This is a genomic window from Streptomyces sp. NPDC091376, from assembly GCF_044757085.1.
Lineage (GTDB): Bacteria > Actinomycetota > Actinomycetes > Streptomycetales > Streptomycetaceae > Streptomyces > Streptomyces pratisoli.
In genome coordinates this window covers 76,968-93,930 of the sequence record NZ_JBIVUF010000012.1, presented here as the reverse complement: position 1 = coordinate 93,930, position 16,963 = coordinate 76,968, and the positions used below count along the sequence as shown (strand labels likewise).

Annotated in this window: 15 protein-coding genes; 7 read left to right on the top strand and 8 right to left on the bottom strand. The window is 70.8% G+C overall.

Features of this window, described 5'->3' with window-relative positions; translation table 11 throughout:
- Positions 1–19: 19 nt before the first annotated feature.
- The 6 genes from ACIQMR_RS25010 to ACIQMR_RS24985 all read right to left on the bottom strand — a co-directional run bounded on the left by ACIQMR_RS25010 (position 20) and on the right by ACIQMR_RS24985 (position 8,216).
- Positions 20–2,518, bottom strand: a complete 2,499-nt coding sequence (locus ACIQMR_RS25010; protein ID WP_401391248.1) for a hypothetical protein — start codon at positions 2,516–2,518, stop codon at positions 20–22.
- Positions 2,502–4,262, bottom strand: coding sequence for a phosphate ABC transporter substrate-binding protein PstS (locus ACIQMR_RS25005; protein WP_401391245.1), 1,761 nt, complete (start codon positions 4,260–4,262; stop codon positions 2,502–2,504). The genes ACIQMR_RS25010 and ACIQMR_RS25005 overlap by 17 nt, the downstream gene beginning before the upstream one ends.
- Positions 4,259–5,533 carry a phosphate ABC transporter permease PstA gene (gene pstA / locus ACIQMR_RS25000; protein ID WP_401391242.1) on the bottom strand — a complete coding sequence of 425 codons (1,275 nt, stop codon included), beginning with the start codon at positions 5,531–5,533 and terminating at the stop codon, positions 4,259–4,261. The genes ACIQMR_RS25005 and pstA overlap by 4 nt, the downstream gene beginning before the upstream one ends.
- A 37-nt stretch (positions 5,534–5,570) precedes the next feature.
- Complete coding sequence (pstC, locus tag ACIQMR_RS24995) at positions 5,571–6,569, bottom strand: phosphate ABC transporter permease subunit PstC (protein ID WP_266382014.1); 999 nt, start codon at positions 6,567–6,569, stop codon at positions 5,571–5,573.
- 365 nt (positions 6,570–6,934) lie between these two features.
- Entirely contained in the window at positions 6,935–7,321 is a 387-nt protein-coding gene (locus ACIQMR_RS24990; protein WP_401391239.1) for a hypothetical protein, read from the bottom strand.
- Between the two features lie 268 nt (positions 7,322–7,589).
- A complete protein-coding gene (locus ACIQMR_RS24985; protein ID WP_401391237.1) occupies positions 7,590–8,216 on the bottom strand; it encodes a PH domain-containing protein in 627 nt (208 codons plus the stop codon).
- 93 nt (positions 8,217–8,309) lie between these two features.
- Here ACIQMR_RS24985 and deoC point away from each other — a divergent pair, with 93 nt between their 5' ends.
- From deoC to ACIQMR_RS24970, 3 genes are read left to right on the top strand one after another with little or no spacing between them, the layout of a single operon-like run.
- Positions 8,310–9,263: a deoxyribose-phosphate aldolase gene (gene deoC, locus ACIQMR_RS24980; RefSeq protein ID WP_401391234.1), complete on the top strand. Its 954-nt coding sequence runs from the start codon at positions 8,310–8,312 to the stop codon at positions 9,261–9,263.
- A 12-nt stretch (positions 9,264–9,275) separates the two neighbouring features.
- Positions 9,276–10,745: an aldehyde dehydrogenase family protein gene (locus tag ACIQMR_RS24975; protein WP_401391233.1), complete on the top strand. Its 1,470-nt coding sequence runs from the start codon at positions 9,276–9,278 to the stop codon at positions 10,743–10,745.
- Positions 10,742–11,638 carry an aldehyde dehydrogenase family protein gene (locus tag ACIQMR_RS24970; RefSeq protein ID WP_401391230.1) on the top strand — a complete coding sequence of 299 codons (897 nt, stop codon included), beginning with the start codon at positions 10,742–10,744 and terminating at the stop codon, positions 11,636–11,638. Before ACIQMR_RS24975 ends, ACIQMR_RS24970 begins: the two co-directional genes overlap by 4 nt.
- Before the next feature lie 61 nt (positions 11,639–11,699).
- Here the strand turns inward: ACIQMR_RS24970 and ACIQMR_RS24965 are convergent, their stop codons facing one another.
- The gene (locus ACIQMR_RS24965) at positions 11,700–12,044 is read right to left on the bottom strand and encodes a hypothetical protein (RefSeq protein ID WP_401391228.1); all 345 of its coding nucleotides are present in this window, start codon (positions 12,042–12,044) and stop codon (positions 11,700–11,702) included.
- 120 nt (positions 12,045–12,164) lie between these two features.
- Here ACIQMR_RS24965 and ACIQMR_RS24960 point away from each other — a divergent pair, with 120 nt between their 5' ends.
- Entirely contained in the window at positions 12,165–12,824 is a 660-nt protein-coding gene (locus ACIQMR_RS24960; protein ID WP_401391226.1) for a uridine kinase, read from the top strand.
- A 119-nt stretch (positions 12,825–12,943) separates the two neighbouring features.
- Here the strand turns inward: ACIQMR_RS24960 and ACIQMR_RS24955 are convergent, their stop codons facing one another.
- Positions 12,944–13,699, bottom strand: a complete 756-nt coding sequence (locus ACIQMR_RS24955) for a SigE family RNA polymerase sigma factor (protein ID WP_401391223.1) — start codon at positions 13,697–13,699, stop codon at positions 12,944–12,946.
- Positions 13,700–13,892: 193 nt separating this feature from the next.
- On the opposite strand from ACIQMR_RS24955, the gene afsQ1 reads away from it, so the two are divergent.
- The 3 genes from afsQ1 (at position 13,893) to ACIQMR_RS24940 (ending at position 16,818) form a co-directional block, all read left to right on the top strand.
- Positions 13,893–14,570, top strand: a complete 678-nt coding sequence (afsQ1, locus tag ACIQMR_RS24950) for a two-component system response regulator AfsQ1 (RefSeq protein WP_266381994.1) — start codon at positions 13,893–13,895, stop codon at positions 14,568–14,570.
- Entirely contained in the window at positions 14,567–16,123 is a 1,557-nt protein-coding gene (locus ACIQMR_RS24945) for an ATP-binding protein (protein WP_401391220.1), read from the top strand. The genes afsQ1 and ACIQMR_RS24945 overlap by 4 nt, the downstream gene beginning before the upstream one ends.
- Before the next feature lie 77 nt (positions 16,124–16,200).
- A complete protein-coding gene (locus ACIQMR_RS24940; protein WP_401391686.1) occupies positions 16,201–16,818 on the top strand; it encodes a hypothetical protein in 618 nt (205 codons plus the stop codon).
- The last annotated feature ends 145 nt before the right edge of the window (positions 16,819–16,963 follow it).

The window sequence follows — 16,963 nt, the reverse complement described above, 5'->3', positions numbered from 1 at the left end:
AATTCCCGACGTCGTTGGGTTAACGAATGCCCCCCTGAGCCACTGAGGAGTTTCCTTCCAAGTGGGATCCAGGGGCGCCGGCTGCGCGCATGACACCCACTCGCAGAAGAATGGGTCCGGCGACGGCGCCGACGATTCCGGCGATGAGCGTGATCAGCAGCACCCAGCGGACGAAGCCGATGATCTTCTCCGGTGTGAGGGGTCCGGTCCGGGCGATGTTGTCCTTGTCCGATCCGTCCGCGGCGGCCCCGGGCGGCGGTGGCGAGGCCGTGGCGGTGGACCCGCTTCCGCCGGACGCAGCGCCTCCTCCCGGTCCGCCGGAGGTGCCGCCGCCCTCGGTCGCCGCTCCGTCGCCGCCGGAGGTCGCGCCGCCGCCGGAGGAACCGCCCGACGCGTTCCCGGACGACGACCCTCCGGTCTCTCCCGGCCGCGCCCTGGCCAGCTCGTCGGCCGCCGCGAGGGCCTGCTTCCGCAGCTGGTCGGTGAGCGGCGCGTAGCCCGGGGGCAGGGTGCCGGGTTCGATGCCCGGCTTCTGGCCCGGTTCGGCCGCGTAGCGGATGAGGTCCGCGTAGTCCCCGCGCAGTTCCGCGCCCAGCCCCGTCGAGGCGGCTCCGTAGATCACGGTGGTGAACGGGTAGGCCCCGTCGGTCCTGAGGGTCGGGTCCTGGTCGAGGACGCCTTCGGGGCCCTTCTTCATCCCCGCGACCGCCTTGTTGAACGACGCGTTCCCGGGCTTGACCCAGTCACCGTCGGCGTTGCGCAGCTCGGCCGTCCCGAGCCCGTAGCGGGCGGCGGTCGCCGCGTCGACGAGAGCGAGCTGGAAGCGCTCGCCCGCCGGCTGCGCGTCGCCGGTGAGTTTGCGCGGGTCCGAGCTGCAGTCCGCGCCCGCCTTCTGGCCGTTGTAGCCCTTGCGCGCCCTGAGGCCCGAGTCGTGCAGACTCGCCGTGTAGGGCCGGTAGTCGATCAGGTCGACCTTCATCTCCGGGCAGCGCGGGTCCGGTGAATAGGAGACCGGGTCCGCCTTGGGGAAGTCCGATATCGCATCGTCCTTTTCGAGGTGCAGCGCCAGGTAATGGGAGTTCACCTTGGCGCCCCAAGGGTCCTCCTTACCGGAGAGGAATTCGCGGGCGTGCTTATCGTTCTGCAGCCAGCGCCAGAGCATGCGCGCATAGTCCGAATTACCCTGGGGCACCATGATCCCGGCCGGCATGTTCAGCTCGGGCGGCCATCCCTGCCGGAATTCCGGATTGAGTTCCAGGAATTCCGGGTCGTGCCGGAGGGTCCGGGGGTTCTCCTTCGGCAGAGCACCCCGCTGGGCCCCTTGTCCGGGCAGGTCGTGATGGTAGGAGGACGTCAGGAGCTTGGCGACGAGCCGGGCGTTGAGCCGTAGCTGGGGGATCTGCTTCGAGGAACGCGGGAGCTCGACGTTGTAACCGATGACGAGTCCCGAGACGGCCATGGGCGCATGGACGACCTCGTCGCTGCCCTCGGACGCCTCGACCGGCGCGATGGTGAGGCCCAGCCCGGTGCCGACCTGCCCGCGGGCCGCCTCCTCGCCCTGCCGGATGTGGTTGAAGCTGACGTCCTTGGCCTCGCACAGCGCCGCCTGCCAGGAGCCGGTGGCCTCGGCCAGGATCTCCGAGCCGTAGACCGGACGTACCCGCAGATCCAGCGGGCAGCTGGCGCCGATCGGCTCGAACTCCAGCTTGATCGCTATGCGGTTGGCCCAGTTGGAGGCGGACAGGGGCGAGCTGGCGAGGCCGTTGTTGCCCGCGAGCTGCCCGTTCGCGTCGTGCTCGCCGCGTGGTACGACGACGAGCCAGCACGAGCGCGCGGTGGCGCCCTCGACGGCGCCGCAGCCCAGGTGGTCCGACTCCAGGGCGGTCTGCACCTCGAAGACGGCTTCACCGGTGCCGTCCGGCCCGGTGGACAGGAACGGCTGCTCGTTGGTGGTGAACTGCGTGAAGTACGTGTGATCGTTCGGTCCTGTCGTCGGCGCGCCGCTGACCGGCCGGAAGGGCACCCAGCCCTTCTCGCCCTGCGCCGGATCGCCGGGTGCGGGCGCGAACGGATACTCGGTCTCGTCGGGGTCGTACTGCGCCTCGCCGCTCTGGAAGCCGACCAGCGAACTCGCGAGCCCCCGGTTCCGGATGCCGTCGGGCATCGCCTGGATCTTGCCGAACTGGCACTGTTCGCGCCTGGGCCCGCTCGGATCGTCCCCCCAGCACTGCATGACCTGGAGGAAGTTGGTCTCGAAGCTGCCCTTGGTCGGCTTGCCGCCCGTCCAGGAGATCCGGACTCCCTGCCCGCGCAGCCCCTTCGTCTGGTGGACCGTCACCCGCAGGTCCGAGAAGTCGTCGTACCGGCCGGCCCTACCGGGTTCGGTGGACACCGAGTCCTCGGCCTCCGCCGCCCGCGCCTGGCCCGCACCCCCCGACGGAGGCAGCACGACGAGGCCGACGGCCGCGAGCAGGGCCGTGAGTCCCGATATCAGGCGGACCCTACGCTGCGTTCGCACGACGCCTCCCCCGGCTGTTCAGAAACCGCGAAGCGAGCGGCGGGGCCACGACGACGCCGATGATCATCGCGCCGGACAGCAGCATCAGCGCGGTCCTCACCCCCCAGGTGGATTCCGCTCCGATGGCGACGTTGGTGCCGTAGACCTGCTCCCCGCCGTCCCCGCCACCGGCCCCGTCGAGGATCTCGCCGGTGTCCGGGTCGATGACGGCGCCTTCCGTGCCGGCGCCGCCTGTGGCACCTCCGTCCGCTCCTGCGTCGGCGCCACCGGTGGCTGCGCCCGCTCCTCCGGAGCCGCCGTTCGCACCTCCCGAGCCGTTCGAGCCGCCCGAGGACGCCCCACCCGAGCCACCCCCGGATCCACCACCGGAGGCCGAACCGCCGTTCCTGGGTGCCGGCTTGCCCGCGGCGGTGCACTGCGCCGGGCCGCCCTTCTTGTCACAGGCGGGCGGTTGCGGCGCGTTCTTGGCCAGGGTGTTGGTCTTGCCGTCGGGGGCGAACGTGGGGTTGTTGCAGCCCTTGAGGTCGACGGTCTGCCGCTCCGTGCCCGGGATCTTCCTGACCTGTTCGAGGCCGGCCTGCACCAGGTTCATGGGCAGCGGCGAGTACCCCAGCGGCGCAGCCTGCTGCTGCCCTTCGCACAGGAAGTAGTACGAGAAGGCGCTCAGCGTGCGGCCCTTGGCCGTGGTGAAGCCCGCCTCGGCCTTCGTCGGCAGGATCATGTAGCTGTAGCTGGAGAGCGGATAGGCCCGGGGGTCGGTGCTGTTGTAGACGCCGTCGAGGATCTGGGTCAGGTAGTCCTTGGAGTTCTTGTTGTTGTTGATCTGCGCTTTGAGCAGACCGACGGCGACGGCCTCGGCGGTGGGGGAGACGTAGTAGTTGCTCTTGTTGAGCACCTTCACCACGGGGAAGTTGATGGACTTCGCGTACGAGTACTCGACGTAGGTGATCGAACCCTGGTTGTGGTCCTGCTTCACGAAGCCCTGCACACCCAGCGACTGGCTCTTGCCGATGAAGCCCGAGCCGTTGACGAAGGGGTAGTTGGACGTCATGCCGCAGGGGTTCGCGTTCCGCCCCGCCCGTCGGCAGTAGTCGTTCCACAGACCGGGGTGCTGCTTGGACATCCAGAGGGTGAACTGGGCCGTGGTGCCCGAGCCGTCGGAGCGGTAGACCGGAACGATCTTGATGGGCGGAAGGTTCAGGCTCGGGTTGTCCGCCTTGATGGCGGCGTCGTTCCAGCGGGTGATCTTCCCCGTGAAGATCCTGGTGACGACGTCACCGGAGAGCCGCAGGTTCCTGACCCGCTGTCCGCCGATCTTGAGGTTGTACATGAACGACGTACCACCGGCGACGATGGGCATGTAGGCGTAGCCACGGCTCGGGGGCGCGTCGAGGACTCCGCCGTCCCTGAGGCCGTAGGGGATCTCGGACACGCCGAAGTCGGCCGTGCCGTTGCGGAACTCCTGGCGGCCCTGCGAGGACCCGGAGTCCGCGTAGTTGACGGTCATCTGATGGGCGACGTTCGTGATCCACTGCTGGATCGCGTTCGCGCTCCAGGTGGATCCGACCCCGCTGATACGCGTGTACGTCGCGGCGTAGGCGCGCGGGGTGTCGAGTGCCAGCAGCGAGCACAGCACCAGGACGATTCCGGTGACCAGGGCGGGCGCGCGCATCCAGCGCGGCAGGATCCCTGCCTGCCGCCACCCCGGCGGGCCGCTGCTCGTGGGGACGTGTGCGGATGTCACGGGTGTCTCCTTGTGGGTTCCTGGACGGGTGCGGTGGAGAACCGGCCGGTACGGCGACCCGATTCGATGCGGTGCAGGTCCTTGCGCGATCCGAGGACACGGCGGTGCAGCTGGCGCCTGGTCAGCTGACCCGGACCGCGGCCGCCGATGACCCGGGCGATGACGAAGAGCACGAGCACGAGTCCCAGCAGCGTGGCGGCCGTCCCGAAGCCGCGGTCGATGAAGGTCTGTTCGGGGGACTTCACGAGCTGGAAGGTCGCCAGCGGCAGGGAGACCATCGGCGCGGAGAGCGGGTCGAGGTTGGTGGCCGTCGTGAAGCCGGCGGTCAGCAGCACGGGCGAGGTCTCGCCGATGCCGCGCGCGGTGCCGAGGATCACGGAGGTGGTCAGTCCGGACCGGGCCGTGGGCAGCACGACGTGCCAGGCCGTCCGCCAGCGCGGCGCGCCCAGCGCGTAGGAGGCCTCACGCAGAGTGCCGGGCACGAGCCGGATGACGACGTCGGCGGCCCGGATCACGATCGGCAGCATCATCACGGTGATGGCCAGCGAGGCGGCGAAGCCGGACTTCTCCATTCCGAGGGCCACGATGGCCAGCGCGTAGATGAACAGGCCCGCCACGATGGACGGCAGCGCGGTCATCGCCTCGACGATGGTGCGGACCAGGCGGGAGTAGCGGCCCGGGACCTCGTTGAGGAAGACCGCGCACAGCAGCCCCGCAGGCACCGTGATGGCCAGGGCCAGCGCGATCTGGATCAGCGTGCCGATGATCGCGTGACGGATGCCGCCCACGGTGAGCGGCTGCAGCGGCCCCGCGAGGACCATGTCCTCGATGAAGAAGTTCAGGTGCCACAGCGCGCGCCGCCCTTCCCACAGGGTGTAGACGACGACGAAGACGAGCGCCGTCATCAGCAGCAGACCCATGCTGTGGACGACCGCGGACACGATGCGGTCCCGTACGGCCGGACCGTCCTCGTCGAACGAGACCAGCAGCGCGTAGAGGCCGAGGAAGACCGCGTACGCGATGACGACGAAGCCCAGGAACCCGGAGAACCCGGTGAGGCGTGTGTACAGCAGCCCGGTGATGCTGAGCGACGCCGCGGCGGCGCCCACGCAGGCGTACACGTCGGTCGCGCGCAGACCGGAGGTGCTGCGGCGGGTCTCCGGGTGCTTTCGCCCGACGGCGGCGGGCCGACTCGTCGCGACGTCGGCCGCTGCCTTCGGCTCCGTGCCCGGTCCGGTGCCGGGAGTCGACTCGGTGGCGAGCGTACCCATGCGGTTGCCGCCCTCCTTCTCTGTCGGGTTGGTCGGGTCAGGCATCGGACGCGGCGCCGGAGCGGCTCCGGGCGACGATCGAGGAGGCGACGAAGTTGACGACGAGCGTCATGAGGAAGAGCGCGAGGCCCGCGGCCATCAGCGCCGACATCTCGAACGCGCCGGCCTCGCCGTAGCGCAGGGCGATCAGCGACGAGACGGAACTGGTGCCGGCCTGCAGGACGTGCGGCTGGATGACGAAGACCGGCGAGATGACGAGGAAGACGGCGATCGTCTCGCCCAGTGCACGGCCGAGGCCCAGCATGGTGCCGCCGATCATGCCGCCCTTGCCGAAGGGCAGCACCACGGAGCGGATCATCCCCCAGCGTGTGGCGCCCAGGGCCAGTGCACCCTCGCGCTCGCCGACCGGGGCCTGGGAGAAGACCTCGCGCATGATGGAGCAGATGACCGGCGCGACCATCATCGCCACGACGATGCCGGCGATGAAGGTGGAAGAGGTGTAGACGGTCGCGGAGTTCAGCGGGTCGTGGGGATCGGCTCCGTCCACCGTGAACGGCGGGAACCAGCCGAAGTACGTCGACAGCCAGCGGGCCACCCCGATGGCCTGGCCCTCCAGGAAGAACATGCCCCACAGGCCGTAGACCACGGAGGGCACGGCGGCCATCAGGTCGACCAGGCTGATGAGCGTGCGCCTGAACCGGGCCGGTGCGTACTCGGAGATGTACAGCGCGGTTCCGGTCGCGAGCGGCACCGCGATGACGATGGCGACCGAGGCGATCAGCACCGTACCGACCAGCACGGCCGCGACACCGAAGTTCCCGGAGCCCGGTTCCCATGCCTCGGTGGTGAGGAACGAGAACTCCGCCACTTCCAGCGCCTGCCAGGCGCGGTAGGTCAGAAAGCCGCCCACCAGGAGCATGATCGCCAGCACGGCGGCACCGCCGCCCCGCAGCGTGCCCCTGAACAGCCGGTCGGGCAGCCCCGAATCGGCATGCAGTCGGCGCGGCTCGTCCTCGACGCCGGTCGCGGTCGCCACTGAAGTCCCCTCCCTCACCACGTGTTCGCAGCACACGAATCCGTGTGCGCCCGTGACGCTGTCGGGAGCCGGCGTATCGGCGAGCAATCCACCGTGAACGAGGGGTTCCCAGGGGGGAACCTCCAGCGGGAACCGGCCGGGAAGCCGGCCCGGGTCGGCCGCCGGAGCGGCGCTCCGGACAACGAAGGGTCCGGTCCACCGCGGTGGGCGGTGGACCGGACCCCTCGGCCGGGCCGGCCCGGGCCGGCACAGGACCGTCTCGGCGAACCCGTCGTTTCAGTCGTCACAGCAGTGACGCTCATGGCGCAGCGTTGACATGCGCGCACCAAGATGTGAACGAGGTGCGCCCTAAGGGCAACATCCGGTTACGAGGCAGTTGCGGAGAGCAGCACCTCCCCCTCCTCGCCGAGCAGTGCCCTGAACCGCTCGTACGCCGAACGGCACGTGGAATGGCGCTCATAGGCGCGACCGGAGACGGCCGTCGGCGTGCCCTCCGCGTCCCGCAGCAACCACATCCAGCCGTTGCCCTCAGGCGCGTGCTGGACTCCGCCCACCATGTCCGCGTGCCGGGTGCACAGCACCTCGAACGCGTCGCGGCAGGCGCCGTGCTCCTCGTAGGTACAGGCCGATACGGCCACGACGCGCCCGTTCTGGGCGATCAGCCTCCATCCGTAAGCGCCTCTGGCGTCGATGTCGATCAGACATCTGGTGCCGGAAACGGCAGATCTGCCGCCCTCCTCGGGCTGCTTCATCTCGCCCCCACCCCCACTGTGTCGGCGGGAGCAAACCTATTGAGAGGCGCGTGACGGTTGGGGTCTAAACCAATTGTCGGCCTGATGGTTCATCAGGCCGTTGCCCCTTGGGGGTCTCCCGGACTCCGGGTGTCGGCGGAACGACACGATGGGAGCGCTAGAAAGAAAGCGGTTCACATGGCCGCGCGAGGTCTTCAGGCGAGGCCCTCGGAGCGTCGCTCGCGAGGCCCGGGACGCCTTCGACCGGCGCGGGGCGCCACCGCAGGAGTCACCCCACGGCGAGCAGCACCACGAGGGCGATCGCGCCCACGAGCACCGGTCCGATGACCTCGTAGGCCCAGCGCACCTGCGGATCGCCCTTCGCGCCCGGCCGGGACGCGCCGTGCTCGGCCAGCTCCCGCAGCTCGGCGATCGTCCGGTCGCCGGGCGCGACGGCGGAACCGGCGGCGCTGTCGCTCACACGGCCACGCGCGTCGTCACGGGCGGCCTTCGCCTGCCGGCGCGCGGCGATCTTGCGCTGCCGCAGCGACACCGGCACGGCCCACAGCTGGTACTTCGCGCCCTCCTGCGTGAAGACCTCGCTGGTGTACCCGGCGCGCACCTGCGCGACCGCGGCCCAGGGCACCGTGATCGTGCGGAACGGGTTCCTGATCCGGAGCCGGTCGTCGTTGGCGAACACGGCGGGCCGCAGGGTGAAGGCGACGATCAACGGCACCAGCACCACGAGCCCCGCGATCCCGATCCAGGGCGTGAGCCCCTCGCCCTGGAACACCGCGTCGCCGCCGATCCAGGCGGTGAGTGCGAGCAGCAGCACCCCGCCCATCAGGGCGGACAGCGAACGGTAGGCGCGGTCGGCGTAGACCGGCTCGGCGGGCGGCTGCTGGGGGCTCTTCATGCTCCCGATTCTGCCCCATGCGCCCCTCGGCTCCCACGGAGAGTGCCGGGGGCCCTCTGTACAGGTCGCTACGCGCGTAGATATGCTGGTGTGGTGACCATGCCCACCATTGCACCTGCATTCGCTGACGTGACCTCGTCCGACAGCGCACTGCGCCGCTTCCTGCACGGGCTGCCCGGGGTCGATCCTGTCGGCCTGGAAGCGCGCGCCGCGTCCCTCGGCACCCGCTCGATCAAGACGACGGCCAAGGCGTACGCGATCGATCTGGCCATCTCGATGATCGACCTGACGACGCTGGAAGGCGCGGACACCCCGGGCAAGGTCCGGGCGCTCGCCGCCAAGGCCGTCCATCCCGATCCCACCGACCGTACGACCCCCAGGACCGCCGCCGTCTGCGTCTATCCCGACATGGTGGCCACCGCCAAGGCCGCTCTGGGCGGATCCGACGTGAAGGTCGCCTCCGTCGCCACCGCCTTCCCGGCCAGCCGCGCCGCCCTCGGCGTGAAGCTCGCGGACACCCGTGACGCCGTCGAGGCGGGCGCGGACGAGATCGACATGGTGATCGACCGCGGCGCCTTCCTCGCGGGCGACTACATGAAGGTCTTCGAGGAGATCCGCGCCGTGAAGGACGCCTCCGGCGCCGCACGGCTCAAGGTCATCTTCGAGACCGGAGAGCTCTCCACGTACGACAACATCCGCCGCGCCTCCTGGCTCGGCATGATGGCCGGGGCCGACTTCATCAAGACGTCGACCGGAAAGGTCGCGGTCAACGCGACCCCCGCGAACACCCTGCTCATGCTCGAAGCCGTCCGCGACTTCCGGGCGCAGACCGGCGTGCAGGTGGGCGTGAAGCCCGCCGGCGGCATCCGCACCACCAAGGACGCGGTCAAGTTCCTGGTGCTCGTCAACGAGACCGCCGGCCAGGACTGGCTGGACAACCACTGGTTCCGTTTCGGCGCGTCCAGCCTGCTGAACGACCTGCTGATGCAGCGCCAGAAGCTGGCGACCGGCCGTTACTCCGGCCCCGACTACGTGACGGTGGACTGAGACCCCATGACCATGCACAAGCAGACATCCGCATTCGAGTACGCACCCGCACCCGAATCGCGCTCGGTCGTCGACATCGCCCCGTCGTACGGCCTGTTCATCGACGGCGAGTTCACCGACGCCGCCGACGGCAAGGTCTTCAAGACCGTCTCCCCGTCCACCGAGGAGGTCCTCGCCGAGGTCGCCCAGGCGGGAGCCGACGACGTCGACCGGGCCGTGAAGGCGGCACGCAAGGCCTTCGAGAAGTGGTCCGCACTGCCGGGCTCCGAGCGCGCCAAGTACCTCTTCCGTATCGCCCGGATCATCCAGGAGCGCAGCCGCGAGCTCGCCGTCCTGGAGACCCTGGACAACGGAAAGCCGATCAGGGAGACCCGCGACGCGGACCTCCCGCTGGTCGCCGCGCACTTCTTCTACTACGCGGGCTGGGCCGACAAGCTCGACCACGCGGGCTACGGGCCGAACCCGCGCCCGCTCGGTGTCGCCGGCCAGGTGATCCCCTGGAACTTCCCGCTCCTCATGCTCGCGTGGAAGATCGCCCCGGCGCTCGCCACCGGTAACACGGTGGTGCTGAAGCCGGCCGAGACGACCCCGCTGTCCGCGCTCTTCTTCGCCGACATCTGCCGCCAGGCCGGGCTGCCGAAGGGCGTCGTCAACATCCTTCCCGGCTACGGCGACACGGGCGCCGCGCTCGTCGAGCACCCGGACGTCGCCAAGGTGGCCTTCACCGGCTCCACCGCGGTCGGCAAGGCCATCGCCCGCTCCGTGGCCGGCACGGACAAGAAGGTCACCCTGGAGCTGGGCGGCAAGGGCGCCAACATCGTCTTCGACGACGCCCCCATCGACCAGGCCGTCGAGGGCATCGTCGGCGGCATCTTCTTCAACCAGGGCCAGGTCTGCTGCGCGGGCTCCCGGCTCCTCGTGCAGGAGTCGATCCACGACGAGCTGCTCGACTCGCTCAAGCGCCGTCTGTCGACCCTGCGCCTCGGCGACCCGCTGGACAAGAACACCGACATCGGCGCGATCAACTCGGCCGAGCAGCTGGCCCGGATCACGGCGCTCGCCGAGACCGGCGAGGCGGAGGGCGCCGAGCGCTGGACCGCGCCGTGCGAGCTGCCCTCGTCCGGCTACTGGTTCGCCCCGACGCTCTTCACGAACGTCACCCAGGCGCACACCGTCGCCCGCGACGAGATCTTCGGCCCGGTGCTGTCGGTGCTGACGTTCCGTACGCCGGACGAGGCCGTCGCCAAGGCCAACAACAGCCAGTACGGCCTGTCGGCGGGCATCTGGACGGAGAAGGGTTCCCGGATCCTCGCGGTGGCCGGCAAGCTCCGCGCGGGCGTCGTCTGGGCCAACACCTTCAACAAGTTCGACCCGACCTCGCCCTTCGGCGGCTACAAGGAATCGGGCTTCGGCCGCGAGGGCGGCCGCCACGGCCTGGAGGCCTACCTCGCCCCGTCGACCCCGGAAGGGGAGCGCCGATGAGCGCCGCTGATCAGACGCGTCTGTCCGTCTTCAAGACCTACAAGCTGTACGTCGGGGGCAAGTTCCCCCGTAGCGAGAGCGGCCGGGTGTACGAGGTGACCGACTCCAAGGGCAAGTGGCTGGCCAACGCGCCTCTCTCGTCCCGCAAGGACGCCCGTGACGCGGTCGTCGCGGCACGCAAGGCGTTCGGCGCCTGGTCGGGCGCGACGGCGTACAACCGGGGCCAGATCCTCTACCGCGTCGCCGAGATGCTGGAGGGGCGCAGGGACCAGTTCGTGCGCGAGGTCGCCGACGCCGAGGGGCTGTCCAAGTCCAAGGCCGCCGCCGTCGTGGACGCGGCGATCGACCGCTGGGTCTGGTACGCGGGCTGGACGGACAAGATCGGCCAGGTCGTGGGCGGGGCGAACCCGGTCGCGGGCCCGTTCTTCAATCTGTCCACCCCCGAGCCGACGGGTGTCGTCACCGTCCTCGCCCCGCAGGACTCGTCCTTCCTGGGCCTGGTCTCGGTGATCGCCCCGGCGATCGCGACCGGCAACACGACCGTGGTGATCGCCTCGGAGAAGGCCCCGCTGCCCGCGCTCTCGCTCGGCGAGGTGCTGGCCACGTCCGACCTCCCCGGCGGCGTCGTCAACGTCCTGTCCGGCCGCACGGCCGAGATCGCGGCCCCGCTGGCCGCGCACCAGGACGTCAACGCGATCGATCTGACCGGCGCCGGCGAACAGCTCGCCAAGGAGCTGGAGGTGGCCGCCGCCGACAACCTCAAGCGGGTCCTGCGCCCGCGCACCGAGGACTGGTCGGCGGACCCGGGCACGCACCGGATGACCGCGCTCCTGGAGACGAAGACGGTTTGGCACCCCACGGGATCGCTGGGCGCGTCCGGCTCGGCCTACTGAGGCATCGCGGACGACGGGCCCGGGGAGCGATCCCCGGGCCCGTTCTCCTGCGCGGTGACGCTCACCCCGGGATGAGACCGCCGAGCAGCGGCCCGGCGACCGGAACCTCGCCCGGCGTGCCGAGCGAGCCCGTGAGGCCCGTGGTGTCGAGCGACTTGAAGTCGGCGACCTGCGTGCCGACCCCGTTGTCCAGCGGGTCCACACCGGTGTGCGCGAGCGGGTTGAGCGGAACGCTCTTCACCGGCCTGCTCACGTACCCGACGGTGTCCGCCAGTGCCTGCGCCGACGCCGACGGATCGTGCTCGCCCGCCGGGGCCGCCTGGGCCGTGCCGACCCCGGCGCCGAGCACCGCACCCACCGCGGTGACGGTGAGACCGGCCGCCCTGAGCAACTTCTTGCCTGCCATGCGAATCCTGCCTTCAGAAGTAACCGGATGACTGCGCAGCGTAGTTGGCATGTGACGCTCGATACCAACCGGACCTCCCGGGGGTCCCCTGCACGGGTCAATGCCTCACACTGGTGTCCCGTGAGTTCCCAACCCCCGCCGACGCGCGTCGTCCTACTGTCCGGACCCTCAGGCTCCGGAAAGTCGTCCCTCGCCGCCCGCTCCGGCCTCCCGGTGCTGCGCCTCGACGACTTCTACAAGGAGGCGGACGACCCCACCCTCCCGCTGGTCACGGGCACCACGGACATCGACTGGGACTCCCCCGCCTCCTGGGACGCCGACGCCGCCGTCGCGGCGGTCGTCGAGCTGTGCCGTACGGGACGGACGACCGTACCCGTGTACGACATCGCCACCAGCTCCCGGATCGGCCGCGAGAGCCTCGCCGTCGAACGCACGCCGCTGTTCGTCGCCGAGGGCATCTTCGCGGCGGACATCATCACCCGCTGCCAGGACCTCGACGTGCTCGCCGACGCGCTCTGCCTGCGCGGCCGCCCCTCGACCACGTTCCGCCGCCGGCTCCTGCGCGACCTCCGCGAGGGCCGCAAGTCCGTTCTCTTCCTGCTCCGCCGCGGCTGGCGCCTGATGCGCGCCGAACGCGGCATCGTCGCCCGCCAGACCACCCTGGGCGCCCACCCCTGCGACAAGGCCGAGGCGCTCGGCCGCCTCGCCGCCGCGGCGGCGGGCCGCTGCCGCCGCGCACCGGCGCCCACGGCCGGGGAAGCGGCCCGGCAACGCACGTAGTGGCGCGGAAGTACGGTCGCGCACGCGGAGCGGGGCCGGACAAGACCCCCGGTCTTGTCCGGCCCCGCTTCGTTTCCCCCGTGGATCCCCCGTGATCCCCGTGTTCCCCCGTACCGCCCTCAGGCCACCAGCTCGCCGAAGGACTCTTCCTCGTCACGGCCGAAGCTGAGGACGTCGTCCTCGCGCAGCCGGCGGAGCGACCGCCAGATGCTGGACTTCACCGTGCCGACACTGATGCCGAGGATCTCCGCGATCTCCGGGTCCGTACGGCCCTCGTAGTAGCGCAGCACCAGCATGGTGCGCTGCAGCTCGGGCAGCCGCGCCAGCGCCTGCCACAGCACCGCCCGCAGCTCCGTGCCGCGCATCGCGTCCGTGTCGCCCGCCGTCTCGGGGAGCTCCTCGGTCGGGTATTCGTCGATCTTGCGCCGGCGCCAGGCGCTGATGTGCAGATTCGTCATGGTGCGGCGCAGATAGCCGCCGACCGCGGCCTTGTCGCTGATCCTGTCCCAGGCCCGGTACGTGGAGAACAGCGCGCTCTGCAGCAGGTCCTCCGCCTCGTACCGGTCACCGGTCAGGTGGTACGCGGTCGCGTACAGGGAGGCGCGGCGCTCCTGGACGTAGGCGGTGAAGGCCGCTTCCGCGTCCGCCCGCTCCGTCAGGCCGCCCCGTTCCCCCGTGGCCTCCCCGTACGCGCTTCCCCCGTGTGTGCCCTCGGCCTTCGCGTCAACGACCGTCATGTACGACGGCTTGTGCTGACGCCCGGCGCCGCGAACGCACCCCCGCCCGTTCACGGCGCCGGACTTCTCCGTGCTCCGCACGACGTCGTGGAGACGCGTGACAACTGCGCTTGAAGTGGTGCTGTGCAGTGCGTTCATCTCGCGCCCCCCGTCGATAGGAGTATGTGTTCGGCCTTGTGAAAAAGACTCTGCCCGGGGGACTTCACGCCACTGTCCGCCGACTGTCACAGGCCTGTCACAGGGGTTCGGGAGGTGCCTCGGCCCTGCCGGAACAAGGCCCGAACGCTCCGACGGTCGAACTACCGGGGCCACATGGGCCAGAATGACCTCCGTGCCTTTCCTGTTGCTGATCGAGGACGACGACGCCATCCGCACGGCCCTCGAACTCTCCCTGTCACGCCAGGGCCACCGTGTGGCCACCGCGGCGACGGGCGAGGACGGCCTGAAACTGCTGCGTGAGCAGCGGCCGGATCTGATCGTGCTGGATGTGATGCTGCCCGGCATCGACGGTTTCGAGGTGTGCCGGCGCATCAGGCGCACCGACCAGCTGCCGATCATCCTGCTGACCGCCCGCAACGACGACATCGACGTCGTGGTCGGACTGGAGTCCGGCGCCGACGACTATGTGGTCAAGCCGGTGCAGGGCCGGGTGCTGGACGCCCGGATCCGCGCGGTGCTGCGGCGCGGTGAGCGCGAGTCGACGGACTCGGCCACCTTCGGCTCCCTGGTGATCGACCGCTCCGCGATGACGGTCACCAAGAACGGCGAGGACCTGCAGCTCACGCCGACGGAGCTGCGTCTGCTGCTGGAGCTGAGCCGCCGCCCGGGCCAGGCCCTGTCGCGCCAGCAGCTGCTCCGGCTGGTGTGGGAGCACGACTATCTGGGCGACTCGCGTCTGGTGGACGCGTGCGTGCAGCGGCTGCGGGCCAAGGTCGAGGACGTACCGTCCTCGCCGACGCTGATCCGCACGGTCAGAGGCGTGGGCTACCGGCTGGACACTCCTCAGTGAGCGGTGCCGCGAAGAAGGCCATACTGGCGGGACTTGGCTGGACCAGCCTCAGGCTGCGCCTGGTCGTCGTGTTCGGCATGGTCGCACTGATCGCCGCCGTATCCGCGTCCGGCATCGCGTACTGGCTGAACCGCGAGGCCGTGCTGACGCGCACTCAGGACGCGGCGCTGGGCGACTTCCGGCAGCAGATGCAGAACCGGGTCGCGTCGCTGCCGGCGCGGCCGACGCAGAGCGAACTGCAGACGACCGCCGAGCAGATGGCGGGCGGCACCGCGGGCTACAGCGTGCTGCTGCTCGGGGAGCGGGAGGCGGGCAAGCCGATCGTCGGGGCCTCCGACCCGGACGCCTTCACGCTCGACGACGTTCCGGCCGAGCTGAGGAAGGCGGTCGGCGACCAGGAGCATCTGTTCTGGGTGCGCACCCAGCGCGGCAACACCCCGTATCTGGTGGCCGGTACGCGCATCGTAGGCGGCGGGCCCACCGGCTATCTGTTCAAGTCCCTCGACCAGGAGCGGCAGGACCTGAACTCGCTCGCCTGGTCGCTCGGCATCGCCACGGCCCTGGCGCTGGCGGGTTCCGCGCTGCTCGCGCAGGCCGCCGCGACGACCGTGCTGAAGCCGGTGCAGCGGCTCGGCCAGGCGGCCAGGCAGCTCGGCGAGGGCAAGCTGGACACCCGGCTGCAGGTCTCCGGCACCGACGAACTGGCCGAGCTGTCACGGACCTTCAACAACGCGGCGGAGTCGCTGGAGAAGAAGGTCGCGGACATGAGCGCGCGCGAGGAGTCGAGCCGCCGTTTCGTCGCCGACATGTCGCACGAGCTGCGTACCCCGCTGACCGCGCTGACGGCCGTGACCGAGGTCCTGGAGGACGAGCAGGAGGGCCTGGACCCGATGGTCGCGCCGGCCGTGGCGCTGGTGGTCAGCGAGACCCGGCGGCTGAACGACCTGGTGGAGAACCTGATGGAGGTGACCCGCTTCGACGCGGGTACGGCCCGCCTCGTCCTCGACGACGTCGACGTCGCCGACCAGGTCACCGCCTGCATCGACGCGCGGGCCTGGCTGGACGCGGTCGACCTGGACGCGGAGCGCGGCATCATGGCCCGCCTCGATCCGCGCCGGCTCGACGTCATCCTGGCGAACCTGATCGGCAACGCGCTGAAGCACGGCGGCTCTCCGGTGCGCGTCTCGGTGCGGACGGAGACCGGGGACGAGGGTGGGACCGGCGACGAGGGACAGGACGAACTCGTCATCGAGGTACGGGACCACGGGCCCGGGATCCCGGAGGACGTGCTGCCGCACGTCTTCGACCGCTTCTACAAGGCGAGCGCCTCGCGACCGCGGTCCGAGGGCAGCGGGCTCGGGCTGTCGATCGCGATGGAGAACGCCCTGATCCACGGTGGCGGCATCACCGCCGCGAACAGCACGGACGGCGACGGCGGCGCGGTGTTCGTGCTGCGGCTGCCCCGTGACGCGTCGGGCATCACCGCGGACGGCCGCGACCTGGCCGGCCGGGAGCGGGACGGCGAGCGGGGAGAGGCGGGCGACGCTCCGTGAGCGGAAGGACCATCCTGAGGGGCGCGGGTACGGGCATGGGTACGGGCACGAGCGCGGCCGGCCGGGATTCGGCCCGGATGCGCATCCGCCGGGTCATGGCCGCGGCCGCCGGGGCCGTCGCGTTCGCGGCCGCTGTCGCCGGGTGCGGGATCAGGACGACCACGGTGCCGGTGGACGCCGGGTCCGCCCCGTCGCGGGTGCCGTGCACGCTCTCCGGCAAGGAGACCGCCACCCAGACACAACCCCAGGTGCCGGTACGGGTGTATCTGGTGTGCGCGTCGGCGCTGGAGGCGGTGGACCGTGCGGTCCCGCTCACCGAGGGCCGCACCGGCAACCGGGTGCGGATCGCCCAGGCACTCCTCGGCGAACTGCAGGAGAGCCCCTCGGAGACCGAGCGGGAGGCCGGGTTCACCACGCTCGTACGGGCCCCGCTGACCGTCCTCGGACCGCGTTCCGGCGACCCGGCGGGGGCGCTGCGGCTCAGCCGCCAGCCCGAGGACCTGCCGCCGGCGGCGCTCGCGCAGATCGTGTGCACCTTCGCGGAGAGCGAGGCCGCGACCGACGACGGGACGGTGGTCCTCGGCGGCCCGGGCGAGTACCCGCCGCGCGGCTACCGCTGCACGCCGTCGGTCAAGCTGCGCCCGGACACGGCGCTGCCGACGGCCGGCCCGCTGCCCTCGGCCCGCCCTTCCTGACGCCGGGACACCACTCTTCCCGAGGCCGGGGAACGGGCCGTCGCGAGGCCGGGGAACAGCCCGTCGCAATGCCGGGGAACGGTCCTTTCCGACACGGCTCGGGCCGGGCGGAACCGATCGCACCGGTCGCCGCGTCTTGGGGGGC